The organism is Pseudomonas sp. D3-10 (assembly GCF_051132175.1).
GTDB lineage: Bacteria > Pseudomonadota > Gammaproteobacteria > Pseudomonadales > Pseudomonadaceae > Aquipseudomonas.
On sequence record NZ_CP071668.1, the window covers coordinates 2473539 to 2489743 of the forward strand.

A 16205-nucleotide genomic window follows, 5' to 3' on the forward strand; every position below is an offset into this window, starting at 1 on the left:
ACTGGTGCAGACGTTGTGCGCAGGCATGACGCTTGAATACCTTCGCGCATTCACATCTGTGACAGAGCCTTCAATGAAAGTAAACACGTCCCAATCCAAGACCTCTTTGCGTCGCGCTGTCACGGGGCCGATGCTGTTTCTGTTCATACTTGGCGATGTGCTGGGCGCTGGCGTTTATGCGCTGGCGGGTACCATCGCAGGGGAAGTCGGCGGCGCGATCTGGGTGCCGTTGTTGATCGCGTTATTGTTCGCAATGCTGACGGCGGGTTCGTATGCCGAACTGGTCTCGAAATACCCTCACGCGGGCGCAGCGTCAGTGTTTGCCGAAAAGGCTTTCAAATCACCGTTGATATCGTTCCTGGTCGGTTTTTGCATGCTCGCCGCGGCGGTGACAAGCGCTGCCGGTCTCTCGCTGGCTTTCGCGGGGGACTACCTTGCAGCGTTCATTGAAGTACCCGCCCACGTCGCTGCCCTGATTTTCTTGTTGGTCATCGCGCTGTTGAATGCCAGAGGAATCAAGGAATCCCTGGGGGCGAATATGGTGATGACCGTGATCGAGCTGTCGGGGCTGATCCTGGTCATCGTCGCGGCGGGGAGTTTCTTCAGTTCTGGCGAAGCGCAACTCGCAAGGTCGCTGGAATTCAAGCCTGGAGTCAGCCCGATGCTCGCCGTCCTGGGCGCTGCGTTGCTCGCGTTCTATTCGTTCGTGGGTTTTGAGACTTCCGCCAACCTCGCGGAAGAGATCAAGGACGTCCGCAAGGTATACCCCCGCGCCTTGTTTGCGGCGCTGATAACCGCGGGCGTCGTTTACATGGCCGTTGGGGTCGCAGCCTCGTCAGTACTGTCCACGGAGAAACTGCTCGCGACCTCGGCGCCGTTACTTGAGGTGGTCCGTGCGTCCGGGCTAGATATTCCGCCTCGCCTGTTCGCGTTCATCGCGCTCATCGCAGTGGCCAACGGGGCGCTGCTGACCATGATCATGGCCAGTCGTCTCACGTATGGGATGGCAAATCTAGGCCTCTTGCCAGACTCCCTGGAAAAGGTACTGCCCCACCGGCGCACGCCGTGGGCGGCCATTGTCGCAACGACCCTCGTAGCAATCGCACTGACGCTCACGGGGACCTTGGCTACCCTGGCGCAAACCGTGGTTCTGCTCTTACTGTTCGTTTTCCTCAGCACCAACATAGCGGTGCTGGTGTTACGCAAGGACAAGGTCGCACAAGAGCATTATCAGACGCCTACGTGGGTACCCGTGCTAGCCATCCTGTCTTGTCTCGTATTGCTGAGTCAGCAAGACATGGGCACTTGGCTGCGCGGCGGGGCACTCATTCTGGTGGGCATGCTGCTGTATGTCTTTGCTCGGATGACCGTGCCTACCGTTGCGAAGCCAAACTAGCCGGGGCAGTGCAGGCAGGAACGCGAGGCTACAGCCAAGCAGCTTGATTGCGGCAGGGTACGGCCGTAGAACGGCCCGTCACCCGACAGCATGATCTATCATTGGGCTGATCACTCACTGGGCTTGCACGATGACTTCATCAAACTGGCAACTACACGACAGCCATGTTCGCTACGGAACAGTCAGTCGTTTCCTGCACTGGTCAATGGCCGCCTTGCTTGCGTGGCAATTTGCTACGGCGTTTTCCCATCTTCTACTGGAGGACACGGCCGTCGAGAAATTTTTGTGGGGCACCCACAAGACACTCGGGTTCGTATTGATACTTCTGGTGATACTGCGGGCGTGCTGGTCCTTGCACAATCGCGGCCATAGGCCCGCGTCCCTGAGCATCGCAGCGACACTGGGACACCTGGCGATGTATGCCCTGGTCATCATCATTCCGCTGATCGCACTGGTCCGGCAATACGGCTCCGGGCGGGCTTTTTCACCGTTGGGCATTCCGTTGATGCCGGGTTTCGATGAAAAAGTCGAATGGATGATGTTGCCCGCGAACCTCCTGCATAGCTGGTTGGGTTGGTTGCTGCTGCTACTGATCATCGGCCACGTCGCCATGGTGCTGATCCATCGGCGGCGTGGCGGGGAAGGCGACGTTCTGGTGCGAATGTTCGGACGCTAGGCCGCCTGGTCCCCCCGGGCTACGCTCACAGTCGATGATGCTCCAGCAGAAAATCGACGAATACCCGCACCCGCGCTGGCATTGCCGTCCCGCCAACAAAAACTGCGTGGATCGGTTCCCGGTCCCCGGGGTTCCAGGCACCTAGTAGCGGTACCAGATCGCCGCGTCGCAAATCCTCGGCCACGGTGAACTCGCCGATACGGGCGATGCCGGCGCCCACACGCGCGAGTTGTGCCAGCGCCTCGCCGCTGCTGCATTCGATGTTGCCGGTGACTTTCAGGGAAAATTCTTCGCCGTCGCGGATGAACGGCCAGTTGGGTTCGGCGCGACGGAAATTGAAGCGCAGGCAGTTGTGTTGCAGCAGGTCTTCCGGTTCCTGGGGTGTGCCATGGCGCTCTAGATAGGCGGGCGAAGCCACCACCACCTGGCCGGTGTCGCCGATCCGGCGCGCGGTCAGTGGGCTGTCGGGCAAGTGGCCAAACCGCACCGCGACGTCGGCCTGGCCGCCGAGGATGTCGACCACTTCGTCGCCGAGGGTGAGGTCGACGACGATGTTCGGGTAGCGGGCGCTGAAGGCCGCCACCAAGGGAACGATGGCTTGCCGCCCATGGCCAAGGGCGGCACTGACGCGCAAGCGGCCCCGGGGCACGCCCTGGTCGGCGACGGCTTCTTCGACCTCGGCCATGTCGGCCAGGATCCGCCGAGCGCCGCGCAGGTAAGCCTCGCCTTCGGCCGTGAAGGTGATCGCCCGCGTGGTGCGCAACAGCAGGCGGGTACCCAGACGCTGTTCGGTCCGCGCGATGGTCCGGCTGACCGCCGAGGGCGTCAGCCCCAATACGCGCGCGGCGGCCGACAGGCTGCCTTCCTGCGCCACCGTGGCGAACACAGCCATTTCCCCTGATCTGCCGTTGAAGTCCATTTGTGCTCCGCACGCAAAGGTGTATGCCAGAAAGGCTATCTACCGCCTTGAAAGTCCGCATCGTAGCATTTGCGACATAGATGAGGAGACTTCCATGCGTATCAATCCACCGCTTGTTGCACTCGCCATTGGTGCCTTTGGCATCGGCGTTACCGAGTTCGCGCCGATGGGCATGTTGCCGGGCATCGCTGCGGATCTTGGCGTTTCCATTCCCTCCGCCGGCCTGCTGGTCAGTGCTTACGCCCTCGGCGTACTGCTCGGCGCGCCGTTGATGACCCTGACCACCGGCAGGATTCCCCGACGTTATCTGCTGATCGGGCTCATGGCGATTTTCACCCTCGGAAACCTGATGTCAGCGCTGGCGACCGACTACTACAGCCTCATGATCGCCCGGGTGGTGACCTCACTGAATCACGGAGCGTTCTTTGGCGTTGGCTCTATTGTCGCTGCCAGCGTGGTCGCGCCGCAGAAACGTGCCGGAGCGGTCGCGGCCATGTTCATGGGCCTGACCCTGGCAACCATCGGCGGTGTGCCGCTGGCCGCCTGGTTTGGCGAACTGTTCGGCTGGCGCACGGCATTCTGGGGCATTACTGGCCTGGGCGTGGCGGCGATGGCCGCGCTGTGGTTCGCCCTGCCCAACGTGCCGACGCCGCAAAGCATCGGTGTGTTGGCGGAAATCCGGGTGCTGGGCCGTGGCCCGGTGTTGGGGGCATTGGCCCTGACCGTTGTCGGTTCAGGTGCGATGTTCACCGTCTTCACCTATATCGCCCCGATCCTGAGCAGCGAGACCCATGCTCGCACCCCTTTCATCACCGCGATGTTGGTGTTGTTCGGTGTCGGGCTGACGCTGGGCAATATGTGGGGCGGCAAGGCCGCCGATCGCTCGATAGACCGCACGCTGATCGTATCGCTGAGCATACTGATTGTTGTCCTGCTGACGTTTACCGTGCTGATGCGCTGGCCGCTGCCGGCCGCGGTAGCCATCCTGATCTGGGGCATCGCCAGCTTTGCCTTGGTGCCGCCTTTGCAGATGCGCGTGATGGAAGCCGCCAAGGACGCGCCTAACCTGGCGTCTGCGGTAAACATCGGTGCCTTCAACCTGGGCAACGCGATTGGCGCGGCGCTGGGAGGCGCGGTGATCAACGCGGGGTTGGGTTATCCGGCGATCTCCCTGGCCGGAGCAGCGATGGCGGCCCTGGGGTTGCTGATGGTGCTGGCTTTTGCCTGGCGTTCCAGGGTGGTTGCGGCTGCTGCAGTGTGACCGGGGGTTGAATACAAGCGGGCCGCGAAGCCTGTTGAATCCCAGTGCTCGGTCAAGGCATCGCGGCTTCGACCAATTCTATCCAGTGCCGGACCGAGGTTCGGCCAGCACCGTCGAGGTGGGACTGGCAGCCGATATTGGCGGTGGCGATGATCTCGGGGTGTCCGCTTTCCAGCGCATTGAGCTTGTTGTCCCGCAGTTGCCGGGACAGTGCAGGTTGGGTCAGCGAATAGGTGCCCGCCGAGCCGCAGCACAAGTGACTGTCGGGCACCGGCGTGAGGTTGAATCCGAGCTTCTCGAGGATGGCTTCAACCGCTCCCCCAAGCTTTTGCGCGTGCTGCAAGGTGCAGGGGCAGTGGAAGGCCAGGCGCTGATCGCTGTGCACGCCGAGCTTGTCCAGTGGCTCGTCACGCAGTACTTCGACCAGGTCCTTGGACAACGCACTGATCCTTGCGGCCTTGTCGGCATACGCTGGGTCGGTGCTGAGCAGATGCCCGTAATCCTTGACGAGGGCGCCGCAGCCGCTGGCGGTTTGCACAATGGCCTCGGCACCGCTTTCGACGGCCGGCCACCACGCGTCGATGTTACGTCGGGCTCGATCGAGGCCGGCGGCCTGGGCATCCAGGTGGTAATCCAGCGCACCGCAGCAGCCGGCCTCGCGAATCGGGGTGACACTGATTCCCAGCCGGTCCAGTACCCGGGCGGCGGCGGCATTGGTATTGGGCGACAGGCTCGGTTGCACGCAGCCTTCGAGCATGAGCACTTGCCGATCATGGCGCAGGGTCGGTCGTGGCTTTGCCCGATGAGTGTTGCGAGGCAGTTTGGCTTGCAGCGCATTGGGCAGCACGGCACGGAAAACCTGGCCACTGCTCACCAGCCCTTTGAACAATCCTGGATTGGGCAGCACGCCGCGCAATCCCTCGCGCAACAGCCGTTGGCCGGGTGAGCGTGGGACTGCCGCATCCACCACCGCCCGACCGATGTCCAGCAAATTGTGATAGTCGACGCCGGAGGGGCAGGTGGTTTCGCAGTTGCGGCATGACAGGCAACGGTCCAGGTGTTCCTGGGTCTTGCGGGTCACTTCGTTGCCTTCGAGCACCTGCTTGATCAGGTAGATGCGCCCCCTCGGGCCGTCCAGTTCATCGCCCAGCAATTGGTAGGTCGGGCAGGTGGCATTGCAAAAGCCGCAGTGCACGCAACTTCGCAGAATCCGTTCGGCTTCTTCGGCGCGAGGCAGTTGGCGGGCGTTGTCGCTCAAGTTGGTCTGCATGGTTCAGAGCTCCGCATACAGGCGACCGGGGTTGAAGATGCCACGCGGGTCGAGTTGTTGCTTCAAGTTCCGGTGGTAGCGCATCAGCGCGTCGGGCAGCGGCTGGAAGGGGGTGTCGGTCACGCCAGGGGTGTAGCAGGTGGCATGCCCTCCGGCTTGTTCGACGAGCGAGCGGATAAAGGGCGCTTCGGCAGCGGATTTGAGCCAGCGCTGGGCGCCGCCCCAATCGATCAACTGAACGCCCGGCAAGGGCAGTCGAGGCGTGCCATTGGGCACGGCGAGGCGCCAAAGGGGGCGGTCCTCATCGAAGAAGCTCAACCGGTGTTCATTCAGATCCTGCCAGTACGAAGAGTCCAGCCACTCGCCGCCCAGACGGTCGCGGGCCGCGGCGACCGAGCCTTCGCCACCTTCGAGCCGCAGGTGCAGGCGCTCGCCATCGTGGCACGCCGCGCTGATGGGCAGGGGTTGCTGGCCCCATTCCGCGAGGCGCAGCAAGGCCCGGGCGGCGTCCATTTCCAGGCTGATGCTCAACGTTTGCCGCGGTTTTGGCAGGACCTTTAGGGACACTTCGGTCACCACGCCCAGCGCGCCGTAGCTGCCGGCCATCAAGCGCGACAGATCGTAGCCAGCGACGTTTTTCATGACTTCGCCACCGAAACGCAGGTGTTTACCGTGACCGGTGATGACCCGTGTGCCGAGAATGAAATCGCGCACCGACCCAGACCAGGGGCGCCGGGGCCCTGAGAGCCCGCAGGCAATCATGCCGCCCACGGTGGCGTTCTCGCCGAAGGAGGGCGGTTCGCAAGGCAGCATTTGCTGCGCCGCGTCCAGCACCTCGCAAAGATGAGCCAGTGGCGTACCGCAGCGAACGGTGATCACCAGTTCTGTCGGATCGTAGCTGACGATGCCTCGGTGCGAGCGCGTGTCGAGGACCTCACCGGCGACGCTGCGTCCAAGTGACGCTTTGCTGTTGGAGCCTTGGATGCGCAGCGCGGTGGCGCTTTCCAGCGCCTGGTTGACCTGCTGCAGCAGCGCTGCGCTGTCGTCGAAATCATGTTCGCTGCCCATCAGAAACGCTCCAGTTCAGGGAAGGGCACCTGACCCATGTGGACGTGCATGGCGCCAAACTCGGCGCAGCGATGCAGCGTGGGAATGTTCTTGCCAGGGTTGAGCAGTCCGCTCGGATCGAATGCGGCTTTGACGGCGTGAAACACGGTCAACTCGTCGCTGTTGAACTGCGCGCACATCTGGTTGATCTTTTCCCGGCCCACGCCGTGTTCCCCGGTGATGCTGCCACCGACTTTCACGCACAGTTCGAGGATCTTGCCGCCCAGGGCTTCGGCGCGATCGAGCTCACCCGGTTGATTGGCATCGAAGAGGATCAGCGGATGCATGTTGCCGTCGCCCGCGTGAAAAACGTTGGCCACCCGCAGGCCATGTTCGGCCGATAACGCCGCGATGGCGCGAAGCACTCCGGGCAGTTCCCGGCGCGGTATGGTCCCGTCCATGCAGTAGTAATCCGGCGAGAGGCGTCCCACCGCAGGAAACGCATTCTTGCGTCCAGCCCAGAAACGCACGCGCTCGGCCTCGTCGCGAGCCTGGCGCACTTCGGTGGCGCCGGCCTGCTGCAATACCTGGCGCACGCGATCGCAGTCGTCGTGGACGTCGGCCTCCACGCCGTCGAGCTCACACAACAGGATGGCTTGGGCGTCTACCGGATAGCCGGCGTGAATGAAGTCCTCGGCGGCGCGGATGGCCAGGTTGTCCATCATTTCCAGGCCGCCCGGGATGATGCCGGCGGCAATGATGTCACCCACGGCGCGGCCGGCCTTTTCAACCGAGTCGAAGGCCGCCAGCAGGACTTTGGCCGTTTGCGGTTTGGGCAGCAGTTTGACTGTGACCTCGGTGATCACCCCGAGCATGCCTTCGGAACCGGTGAACAACGCCAGCAGATCGAACCCGGGTGAGTCGAGGGTCTGCGACCCCAACGTCAGGTGTTCGCCGTCGACGGTGAGAATGTCCACCTTCAACAGGTTGTGGACGGTCAGCCCGTACTTGAGGCAATGCACGCCACCGGCGTTCTCCGCGACATTGCCACCGATCGAGCAGGCGATCTGGGAGGAGGGGTCCGGCGCGTAGTACAAGCCGAACGGCGCGGCCGCCTGGGAAATCGCCAGATTACGCACCCCCGGCTGGACCCGTGCGGTGCGGGCGGCAGGGTCGATGTGCAGGATGTTGTTGAAGCGCGCCATTACCAGCAACACGCCTTTTTCCAGCGGCAGCGCACCGCCGGACAAACCAGTGCCGGCGCCACGGGCAACGACGGGGACCTTGCGCTCATGACAGAGCCGCAGCACGCCCTGGACCTCTTCGATGTGGCGCGGCAGCACCACCAGCATGGGCGTGGTGCGGTAAGCGGAGAGCCCGTCGCATTCGTACGGCTTGAGCTCCTCGCGCTGATGCAGGATTTCCAAATCGGGCAATTGGGTTTGCAAGGCTTGCAGCAGCGCGTTTTTGTCGACGTCAGGCAGGGCGCCGTCGACGCGTTCGTCGTAGAGAATATTCATCGTTCGTAGGCGACACTCGGTTGTTTTTATTAGAGGTCTGTTCCGATACGGCTGACTTGCATCATTAGGCCGACGCGTTCTACTGTCTATGGGGTGTTCAGCTGGTCGAACCAGTTCTTTGAGCCGGTTCTCATGGGCTATAGGGTAAAAGCCTTATAGGGCAATGGCTTATCAGCATGTGCGAACGGACGATTACATTGGTCTGAATCTGGTAATACCAGTGGGAGATTCGATGGAAAGCGTGGAAACGAGCCGCAACCCGCAGGTCGCCGACGTCGTCTGTGAGCGCATCGAACGCCTGATTGTCGATGGCGTACTCAAGACCGGGCAATTGTTGCCTTCGGAGCGCCGGTTGACAGAAAAACTCGGCGTCTCCCGGACTGCGCTTCGCGAGGGCCTGAAGCTGTTGCGCGCCCGCGGAATCATCAAGACCGAGCAGGGCAAGGGGTCCTTCGTGGCCGACCTGGCTGGGCATGGCTTGGCGTCGCCGCTGATGCACCTGTTCAGCTCGCAGCCACGCACACTCTACGACTTGTTTGAAGTGCGCAGCCTGCTTGAGGGCGAATCGGCGCGCTTGGCGGCCCTGCGCGGGACCGAGGCTGACTTCGTACTGATTACCCGCAGCTACGAGGCCATGCTCGACGCCCATAGCCATCCCCTGGAGGCCAGCGCCCATGCCCGGCTCGACCATGCGTTTCACTTGGCGATCTGCGAGGCCTCACATAACCCGGTGCTGGTGCAGACCTTGCGTTCATTGACGGACTTGCTGCTCAGCTCGGTGTTCGCCTCGGTCAACAACCTCTACCACCGTGAACCACAGAAGCGCCAGATCGACCGGCAACACGCCCGGCTCTACAACGCCGTGACCGGACGCCTGCCGGAGCAGGCACGCAAGGCGGCCATCGCCCACATCCAGAGCATTTGCGAAAACCTCAAGGAAATCGAAAACGAAGAACAACGCCTGGTGCGCGCCACGTTGCGGCTTGAGGGGTGGGTGTAGAGGCAGTGGCTGGCGGGAGCGCGAATGGATGGCTTTTCATCTTCCCGCCCCACGAAAGTGGTCGTGGTAGTAAGCCGCGATGACGATGCAACTGATGCCCGCATTTCCCAACGCCGTTGCGAAGGCTGTGGTCAAGCCGACGGCGTCCAGGCCGGAATGCACGGTCGAGGTGATGATGGATTGGGCCCCAGTGTCCAGGAATTTGCCGGCAGGCGTTGTAGGAACGGTTGCCGCCTGTAAATTACCGGCCTCGGGGGATCGAAGGGAGCAAAAATCCAAGCACCTCGTCCAGCAAAAGCTTCGGCGCTTCTTCCGCTATGTAATGCCCCGAAGGTAACGCTTTCCCTCGCACATCGGTCGCGACTTTTTGCCATTCCTTCAGCGGATCGAAGCAACGGCCCACGACGCCGTCCGCTCCCCACAAGGCCAACAATGGCACTGAGACTTTTCGGCCGGCTTGTCGGTCGCTCTTGTCGTGCTCCAGATCGATGCTGGCGCTTGCCCGGTAGTCTTCACAAACACCATGAGCTGCGCCGGGGAGTGACAGGCAGCGCAGGTATTCGGCCAATGCTGAATCAGTGAAAGGCGCCATGCCAGCGCTGCGAGTGCCCATGACGCTGCGCAGATAGAGCTCCGGATCGGCCTCGATGAGCGTTTCGGGAAACGGAGCCGGGCGAATCAGGAAAAACCAGTGCCAATAGGCGCGGGCAAACGCTTCGTTGGTTTGCTCGTACATCGCCAGTGTCGGAGCGATGTCCAGCGTGATCAAGCGCTTCACTGCATCCGGGTGATCCATCGCCATGCGATGGGCCACGCGTGCGCCTCGGTCATGCGCCAATACGTCAAACTTCACGAACCCCAGCGCGCGCATGAGTTCGAGCCCGTCCAGGGCCATTTGCCGCTTGGAGTAGGCGACGTGTTCTGCGTCGCCTGCCGGTTTGTCGCTGTCACCGTAGCCGCGAAGATCCGCCGCGATCACGGTGAAATGCTCCGCCAGGGGTTCGGCGACTTTGTGCCACATGACGTGGGTCTGGGGATGCCCGTGGAGCAAGAGCAGACCTTGGCCGCTCCCACCTTTGCGGTAGTTGACGGTAATGCCGTTGACTTGGCATCGGCCCGATTCAAATGAGGCGAACATCGCTTGGCTCTCCTGCTGATGGTGGCTTTTATTCTAGGCCCCTCGCGCCAAGGTGCTAAGGCACAGCGTGTGACCGCTTTCTTCACGAATCGTGTGCAACCTGGCGCACGTCTGGCACAGCTGTCACGGTGAATGCGACAACTGTCGCACGTCTTCGCAACCCGCCACACCAAGCGCAGCCCCCGTAGAACGGGGCTTGCAGAGCATTTCCCGACGGTGGCATGGGGGTTGCTCCTGCCTGAGTGCGCAGCGCAATGGCTTCGCTACTAATAAGAATCAGGAGTCCTCCCATGACACAGATTGGCCTCGCCGTGCCTACTGCTTCTCGGAACGCGCCCCTTCGCGCTCCCCTCAAGGCGCTATATGTCGTGCTGGCGCTTACCCTCAATACTGCTCCGAGCTGGGCCCAGGATATGCCGGCGAATGTCGACGGCAAGCGCATCATCGCCGCCGACCAGGACCCCGGTAACTGGATGAGCACCGGTCGCACCTACGACGAACAACGCTACAGCCCGTTGAACAAGATCAGCGACCAGAACGTCGACCAGTTGGGGCTCGCCTGGAGCTACAAGCTGGACCTGGATCGCGGTGTCGAGGCCACGCCTATCGTGGTCGACGGCGTGATGTACACCACCGGCCCGTTCTCGGTGGTCTACGCCCTGGACGCCCGCGACGGCAGGTTGATCTGGAAGTACGACCCCAAGTCCGACCGCAACCGCGCCGGCGAGGCCTGTTGCGATGCGGTCAACCGGGGCGTCGCGGTGTGGAAGGGCAAGGTTTACGTGGGCGTGCTCGATGGTCGCCTGGAGGCCATCGACGCCAAGACCGGCCAGCGGGCGTGGTCGGTGGACACCCGTGCCGATCACTCGCGCAGCTACACCATCACCGGTGCGCCGCGCGTGGTCAACGGCAAAGTGGTGATCGGCAATGGCGGCGCCGAGTTCGGCGTACGCGGTTATGTCACCGCCTATGACGCCGAGACCGGCAAGCAGGCCTGGCGCTTCTTCACGGTGCCGGGCGACCCCAAGCTGCCGCCCGAAGACAAGGCCATGGAAATCGCCGCCAAGACCTGGCACGGCGACGCCTATGTGGCCCAAGGCGGTGGCGGCACGGCCTGGGACTCGTTTGCGTTCGACCCGGATCTGAACCTGCTGTACATCGGCGTGGGCAATGGTTCGTTGTGGGACCCGAAATGGCGGAGCCAGGCCAAGGGTGACAATCTGTTCCTGTCGTCCATCGTCGCGGTCAATGCCGATACGGGGGAATACGCCTGGCACTACCAGACCACGCCGGGTGACGCCTGGGACTACACCGCTACCCAGCACATGATCCTTGCGGAGCTGCCGATCGACGGAAAGCCGCGCAAGGTGCTGATGCAAGCGCCGAAAAACGGTTTTTTCTACGTGATCGACCGCGCCACGGGTGAGCTGCTGTCCGCCAAGGGCATCGTGCCCCAGAGCTGGACCAAGGGCATGGACATGAAGACGGGCCGGCCCATCGTCGATGACGAGAATGCCGCGTACTGGAAGGACGGCAAACGTAAACTGGTCACGCCCGCGTTCTGGGGCGCCCATGACTGGCAGCCGATGTCCTACAACCCGAACACCGGACTTGTGTATATCCCCGCGCACATCATGTCCGCCTATTACGAGCACATCCCCGAGGCGCCGAAGCGCAACCCGTTCAAGAGTATGTACCAACTGGGCCTGCGTACCGGGATGATGCCGGAGGACGCCGATGGGCTGTTGGAAATGGCCAAGGGCTGGTCAGGCAAACTGATTGCCTGGGACCCGGTCAAGCAGCAACCGGCCTGGGAAGTGCCCTATGTGACGATCTTCAACGGCGGCACTTTGAGTACCGCCGGCAACCTGGTGTTCGAGGGCAGCGCCGACGGCCGTGTGATCGCCTACGCTGCCGACAGCGGCAAGAAACTCTGGGAGCAGCCGGCGGCCAGCGGTGTGATGGCGGCGCCGATTACCTACAGCGTGGACGGTGAACAGTACGTGACGTTCATGGCCGGTTGGGGCGGTGCCTTCTCGACATTCGCCGGAGCCTTGTCCCTACGCGCCGGGGTTCGGCCGTTCTCCCAGGTGTTGACCTATAAATTGGGCGGCACCGCGAAACTCAACGAGCCGGCACCGCTCGCCGACACCCCGAAACCGCCACCCCCGACCGGCGACCTGGCGGCAGTGGAGGCCGGCGGCAAGCTCTACGACGGCTACTGCTCTCAGTGCCACGGCATCCACGCGGTCAGCGGCGGTGTGCTGCCGGACCTGCGCAAGCTGACGGCGGAAAAGCACCAGATGTTCCTCGGCATTCTCTACGGCGGCCGAGTGCCGGACGGCATGCCGTCCTTTGCCGACGCCTTCACGCCGGAACAGGTGGAGCAGATCCACCAATACCTGATCAAGCGCGCCCACGACCTGCAGCAAGAAGGCGGGGTCTGGAAGACCTTCACCGCCAAATGAGCGCCCCCGCATTATTTCGACCCTGACGCGAGAGCAAGCACATGACCGAGATCACCGATTACCAGAACTTCATCGCCAACGCTTTTGTTCCCAGCGACCCAAGCATCGAAGTGCGCAACCCGGCCAACGGCCGTTTGCTCGCACGGGTCCCCGAAGCCAGTGGCGAGCAAGTCGAAGCGGCCATTGCCGCAGCGCGCAAGGCGCAAAAAAGCTGGGCTGCCCGTCCGGCCATCGAGCGCGCCGGTTACTTGCGAAAAATCGCCACGAAAGTGCGCGACAACGCCGAACGCCTCGCCCATATCATCACCGCCGAGCAGGGCAAAGTGCTGGGATTGGCGCGGGTGGAAGTCAACTTCACCGCCGATTACCTGGACTACATGGCCGAGTGGGCGCGGCGCCTTGAGGGAGAGGTGCTGACCAGCGACCGTGCCGGCGAAAGCATCTTCCTGCTGCGCAAGCCCCTGGGCGTAGTGGCCGGGATTCTGCCGTGGAATTTCCCGTTCTTCCTGATTGCTCGCAAAATGGCCCCGGCGCTGGTGACCGGCAATACCATCGTGATCAAGCCCAGCGAAGAAACCCCCATCAATTGCTTCGAGTTTGCTCGCCTGGTGGCTGAGACCGACCTGCCGGCCGGTGTGTTCAACGTTGTCAGCGGCACGGGGGCGACCGTGGGGCATGACTTGACCCGTCATGCCGGCATCGACTTGATCAGCTTCACCGGCAGCGTCGGCACCGGCTCGCGAATCATGGCGGCGGCAGCGCCAAACATCACCAAACTCAACCTGGAGCTCGGTGGCAAGGCGCCGGCCATCGTGCTGGCGGACGCCGACCTGGACCTCGCGGTCAAGGCCATCACGGCTTCGCGGGTGATCAACACAGGGCAAGTCTGCAATTGCGCCGAACGGGTGTACGTCGAGCGCAAGGTCGCCGATCGGTTCATCGAGCAGATTGCCGCCTCGATGGCCGCGACCCGCTACGGCGACCCGCTGGCCGAGGACAATCTGGACATGGGGCCGCTGATCAACCAGGCGGCCCTGGACAAGGTTGCGCGAATGGTCACGGTCGCGAAGGGAGAGGGGGCCGAAGTGGTCACGGGCGGCGCGGTGGCCGACAAGGGCCAGGGTTTTCACTATCAGCCGACGGTGCTGGCCGGGTGCGGCGGCGAGATGGCGATCATGCGCCAGGAGATCTTCGGCCCGGTACTGCCGATCCAGATTGTCGACGACCTGGACGAAGCCATTGCCCTGGCCAATGACAGCGAATACGGCCTGACTTCATCGATCTACACCCGCAGCCTGAGCGCGGCCATGCGCGCCAGCAATGAGCTCGATTTCGGTGAGACCTACATCAATCGAGAAAACTTCGAAGCGATGCAGGGCTTCCATGCGGGGGCGCGCAAGTCTGGTATTGGCGGCGCGGACGGCAAGCACGGCTTGTATGAATACACCCATACCCATGTGGTTTACATCCAGGTCTGATCGGACGACAAAAAATGCCGGCACCCGCAAGGGCGCCGGCATTTTCATGGGCGTATCAGAACTGGTCGTTGGGCGCGACGACGCCGTGCTTTTTCATCTTGCGGTACAGCGTGGAGCGAGAGATGCCCAGTTCGGTAGCGGCGGCGCTGATGTTCCAACGATGCTGACGCAAGGTCGCCAGCAAGCGGCGGGCCTCTTCGTCGCCCAACTGTTCGCCCAGCTTGCCGGACAACGGTGTGGTGTTGTCGAGCAATGACAGCCACCGTGGCGCCAGCACTTCGCTGGGCAAGCAGTCCAAGTCGATGACCCCGTCTTCGGCCAGGGCTACCGCGTAACGCAGGGCGTTGAGTAGTTGGCGGATATTGCCAGGCCACTGATAGTCGAGCAGGCATTGGCGGGCGTCCGCTTTCAGCCGTAGCCCGCGAGTTTGGTCCTGAGCCGCGAGCAATTGATCGATCAGCGCGGCGCGATCACTGCGTTCGCGCAAGGCGGGCAGCGCCAGGTTCATGCCGGCGAGGCGATAGAACAAATCTTCGCGAAAGCGCTTCTCGCCGATCATCGTAGGCAGGTCCTGGTGAGTCGCCGAGATGACCTGGACGTCCAGCGTCACCGGCACTTCCGCTCCCAGCGGCGCGATTTCCCGCTCCGCCAGTACCCTCAGCAAGCGGGTTTGCAAATGGGCGGGCATGTCGCCAATCTCATCGAGAAACAGCGTGCCGCCGTTCGCCAGCTCCAGCTTGCCCTTCATGCCTTTTCGGTTGGCGCCGGTAAAACTGCCGGCGCGATAGCCGAACAGCTCGCTCTCGATGAGCGTCTCCGGGATGGCCGCGCAATTGAGCGCAACGAACGGGCCTGAGCGACGATGGCTGGCCTGGTGGATGGCTCGAGCGAAGGCTTCCTTGCCGGTGCCGGTTTCGCCGGTAATCAAAATAGGGATGCCTTTGTCGATCACCTTGCGCACCCGCCGCACGCTCTGTTGCAGTTGAGGGTCGAGGCCGGCAAGTTGTTGCAGCTCCGGGTGAGCGTCAAGGGCAGGGCGGGCGATGGGACGCGGGCGGTGCTGTTGGGATGGAATCCGCAGGCCGACCTCCAGCAGCGCTTCATCGCGAAGACCACGCAAACGCACGCCCTGGGCGCCGCCATTGGTGAGCTTCAGCAATTCGTCCATTGTGGTGGGAAGCAGGCGATCGATGGGCGTGCCCAGCAACCGCGGCCCCTGAGCCAGCTCCAGGGCGACAAATGCCGCACGGTTGGCCCCGATGACGCGGCCGTTTTCATCGAGTGCCAGCAATTGCTCGTTGGCCAGGTCGGCGATTTCATCCAGGGGCTTGAGGGACAAGGTCAAGCGGTCGCGGTAGCTCTGGCGAAAATGTGCGTTCTCGATCAGACGCGCATACATGATCACCAGTTGCAGCGTCAGGTATTGGCTTTCCCGGGGGCCTGCGCTGTTCATGCAGGTCGCATTGAGGCAACCGCGCAACAGGCCCTGGGCATCGAAAATGGGCGCCACCGAACAGCTCAGGCTGAAATTGGACGCCAGGAAATGCTCCTCCCGATGAATGATCAACGGCTGCGCGGCTGCTAGCGTGGTGCCGATGCCATTGGTCCCCACCACCGATTCCTCCCACTGCGCACCCACCACCAGCCCGGACTGCGTATAGATGTCGTGCTGGTCGGGCAGTCGGGAATCCAGGGTAATGCCGCGCTCGTCGCTCAGCAGCACGGCAAAACCGGCGGGCACCACGCGCCGGGCCAGACCGCTGACGCCTTGGCTGGCGATGGAAAGATACTGCTGGTGCTGTTCCTGATGACGGCGGATGTCCTCGGCGCTGAGGATGTTCTTGCGGCTCGCCGCGCCAGGGTCGAGCCGGTGCTCCACGACGCTGCGGTACCAGGACTGGGCGATGAGGCCATCGGGCTTCAGGCCGCGTCCGGAAAAATGGTCGTTGACGAAGGCTGCCAGTTCGCTCGGGATAGGCTGCGCGCTATGCAGGGTCATGAAATGCTCCATCAGGCGTGAATCCGCGAAGGG

Annotated in this window: 12 protein-coding genes and 1 pseudogene; 6 read left to right on the plus strand and 7 right to left on the minus strand. The window is 62.7% G+C overall.

Annotated elements, in window-relative coordinates:
* Window positions 1-73 precede the first annotated feature (73 nt).
* Window positions 74-1396 (plus strand): APC family permease, encoded by a 1323-nt coding sequence (locus tag J3P90_RS11410; protein ID WP_434647887.1) that lies wholly within the window; start codon window positions 74-76, stop codon window positions 1394-1396.
* A gap of 130 nt (window positions 1397-1526) precedes the next feature.
* Window positions 1527-2072: a cytochrome b gene (locus J3P90_RS11415; protein ID WP_420763639.1), complete on the plus strand. Its 546-nt coding sequence runs from the start codon at window positions 1527-1529 to the stop codon at window positions 2070-2072.
* Between the two features lie 25 nt (window positions 2073-2097).
* Here the strand turns inward: J3P90_RS11415 and J3P90_RS11420 are convergent, their stop codons facing one another.
* Window positions 2098-2991 carry a LysR family transcriptional regulator gene (locus tag J3P90_RS11420; RefSeq protein ID WP_420763640.1) on the minus strand — a complete coding sequence of 298 codons (894 nt, stop codon included), beginning with the start codon at window positions 2989-2991 and terminating at the stop codon, window positions 2098-2100.
* A gap of 94 nt (window positions 2992-3085) precedes the next feature.
* On the opposite strand from J3P90_RS11420, the gene J3P90_RS11425 reads away from it, so the two are divergent.
* Window positions 3086-4252, plus strand: coding sequence for an MFS transporter (locus J3P90_RS11425; protein WP_434676385.1), 1167 nt, complete (start codon window positions 3086-3088; stop codon window positions 4250-4252).
* 52 nt (window positions 4253-4304) lie between these two features.
* Here J3P90_RS11425 and glcF read toward each other — a convergent pair whose 3' ends face one another.
* Genes glcF through glcD form a run of 3 tightly spaced genes read right to left on the minus strand, consistent with a single transcriptional unit; the run spans window position 4305 to window position 8089 of the window.
* On the minus strand, window positions 4305-5522 hold the full coding sequence (gene glcF, locus J3P90_RS11430) for a glycolate oxidase subunit GlcF (protein ID WP_434676386.1): 1218 nt from the start codon (window positions 5520-5522) through the stop codon (window positions 4305-4307).
* A gap of 3 nt (window positions 5523-5525) precedes the next feature.
* Window positions 5526-6590, minus strand: a complete 1065-nt coding sequence (glcE, locus tag J3P90_RS11435; protein WP_434559271.1) for a glycolate oxidase subunit GlcE — start codon at window positions 6588-6590, stop codon at window positions 5526-5528.
* Window positions 6590-8089 (minus strand): glycolate oxidase subunit GlcD, encoded by a 1500-nt coding sequence (glcD, locus tag J3P90_RS11440; RefSeq protein ID WP_434647880.1) that lies wholly within the window; start codon window positions 8087-8089, stop codon window positions 6590-6592. The genes glcE and glcD overlap by 1 nt, the downstream gene beginning before the upstream one ends.
* A 232-nt stretch (window positions 8090-8321) precedes the next feature.
* On the opposite strand from glcD, the gene glcC reads away from it, so the two are divergent.
* The gene (glcC, locus tag J3P90_RS11445; protein WP_434676387.1) at window positions 8322-9089 is read left to right on the plus strand and encodes a transcriptional regulator GlcC; all 768 of its coding nucleotides are present in this window, start codon (window positions 8322-8324) and stop codon (window positions 9087-9089) included.
* A gap of 57 nt (window positions 9090-9146) precedes the next feature.
* Here the strand turns inward: glcC and J3P90_RS11450 are convergent.
* Together J3P90_RS11450 and J3P90_RS11455 are read right to left on the minus strand one after the other, a co-directional pair.
* Window positions 9147-9263: pseudogene (locus J3P90_RS11450) on the minus strand (ACT domain-containing protein); the annotation flags it as partial.
* 67 nt (window positions 9264-9330) lie between these two features.
* Window positions 9331-10227, minus strand: a complete 897-nt coding sequence (locus J3P90_RS11455) for an alpha/beta fold hydrolase (RefSeq protein WP_434676388.1) — start codon at window positions 10225-10227, stop codon at window positions 9331-9333.
* Between the two features lie 290 nt (window positions 10228-10517).
* Here J3P90_RS11455 and J3P90_RS11460 point away from each other — a divergent pair, with 290 nt between their 5' ends.
* Together J3P90_RS11460 and aldA are read left to right on the plus strand one after the other, a co-directional pair.
* A complete protein-coding gene (locus tag J3P90_RS11460) occupies window positions 10518-12695 on the plus strand; it encodes a PQQ-dependent dehydrogenase, methanol/ethanol family (protein WP_434676389.1) in 2178 nt (725 codons plus the stop codon).
* 41 nt (window positions 12696-12736) lie between these two features.
* Window positions 12737-14173 (plus strand): aldehyde dehydrogenase, encoded by a 1437-nt coding sequence (gene aldA / locus J3P90_RS11465; protein WP_434559261.1) that lies wholly within the window; start codon window positions 12737-12739, stop codon window positions 14171-14173.
* A gap of 55 nt (window positions 14174-14228) precedes the next feature.
* On the opposite strand, the gene J3P90_RS11470 is transcribed toward aldA, so the two are convergent.
* Window positions 14229-16172, minus strand: a complete 1944-nt coding sequence (locus J3P90_RS11470; protein WP_434676390.1) for a sigma-54-dependent Fis family transcriptional regulator — start codon at window positions 16170-16172, stop codon at window positions 14229-14231.
* Window positions 16173-16205 lie beyond the last annotated feature (33 nt).

Bases quoted from the DNA above. Each gene is read 5' to 3' on its own strand.
- J3P90_RS11455 (WP_434676388.1), bottom strand. From the start codon at position 10,227: ATGTTCGCCTCATTTGAATCGGGCCGATGCCAAGTCAACGGCATTACC.
- J3P90_RS11460 (WP_434676389.1), top strand. From the start codon at position 10,518: ATGACACAGATTGGCCTCGCCGTGCCTACTGCTTCTCGGAACGCGCCC.
- J3P90_RS11425 (WP_434676385.1), top strand. From the start codon at position 3,086: ATGCGTATCAATCCACCGCTTGTTGCACTCGCCATTGGTGCCTTTGGC.
- J3P90_RS11470 (WP_434676390.1), bottom strand. From the start codon at position 16,172: ATGACCCTGCATAGCGCGCAGCCTATCCCGAGCGAACTGGCAGCCTTC.
- aldA (WP_434559261.1), top strand. From the start codon at position 12,737: ATGACCGAGATCACCGATTACCAGAACTTCATCGCCAACGCTTTTGTT.
- glcE (WP_434559271.1), bottom strand. From the start codon at position 6,590: ATGGGCAGCGAACATGATTTCGACGACAGCGCAGCGCTGCTGCAGCAG.
- J3P90_RS11420 (WP_420763640.1), bottom strand. From the start codon at position 2,991: ATGGACTTCAACGGCAGATCAGGGGAAATGGCTGTGTTCGCCACGGTG.
- glcD (WP_434647880.1), bottom strand. From the start codon at position 8,089: ATGAATATTCTCTACGACGAACGCGTCGACGGCGCCCTGCCTGACGTC.
- glcC (WP_434676387.1), top strand. From the start codon at position 8,322: ATGGAAAGCGTGGAAACGAGCCGCAACCCGCAGGTCGCCGACGTCGTC.
- J3P90_RS11415 (WP_420763639.1), top strand. From the start codon at position 1,527: ATGACTTCATCAAACTGGCAACTACACGACAGCCATGTTCGCTACGGA.
- J3P90_RS11410 (WP_434647887.1), top strand. From the start codon at position 74: ATGAAAGTAAACACGTCCCAATCCAAGACCTCTTTGCGTCGCGCTGTC.
- glcF (WP_434676386.1), bottom strand. From the start codon at position 5,522: ATGCAGACCAACTTGAGCGACAACGCCCGCCAACTGCCTCGCGCCGAA.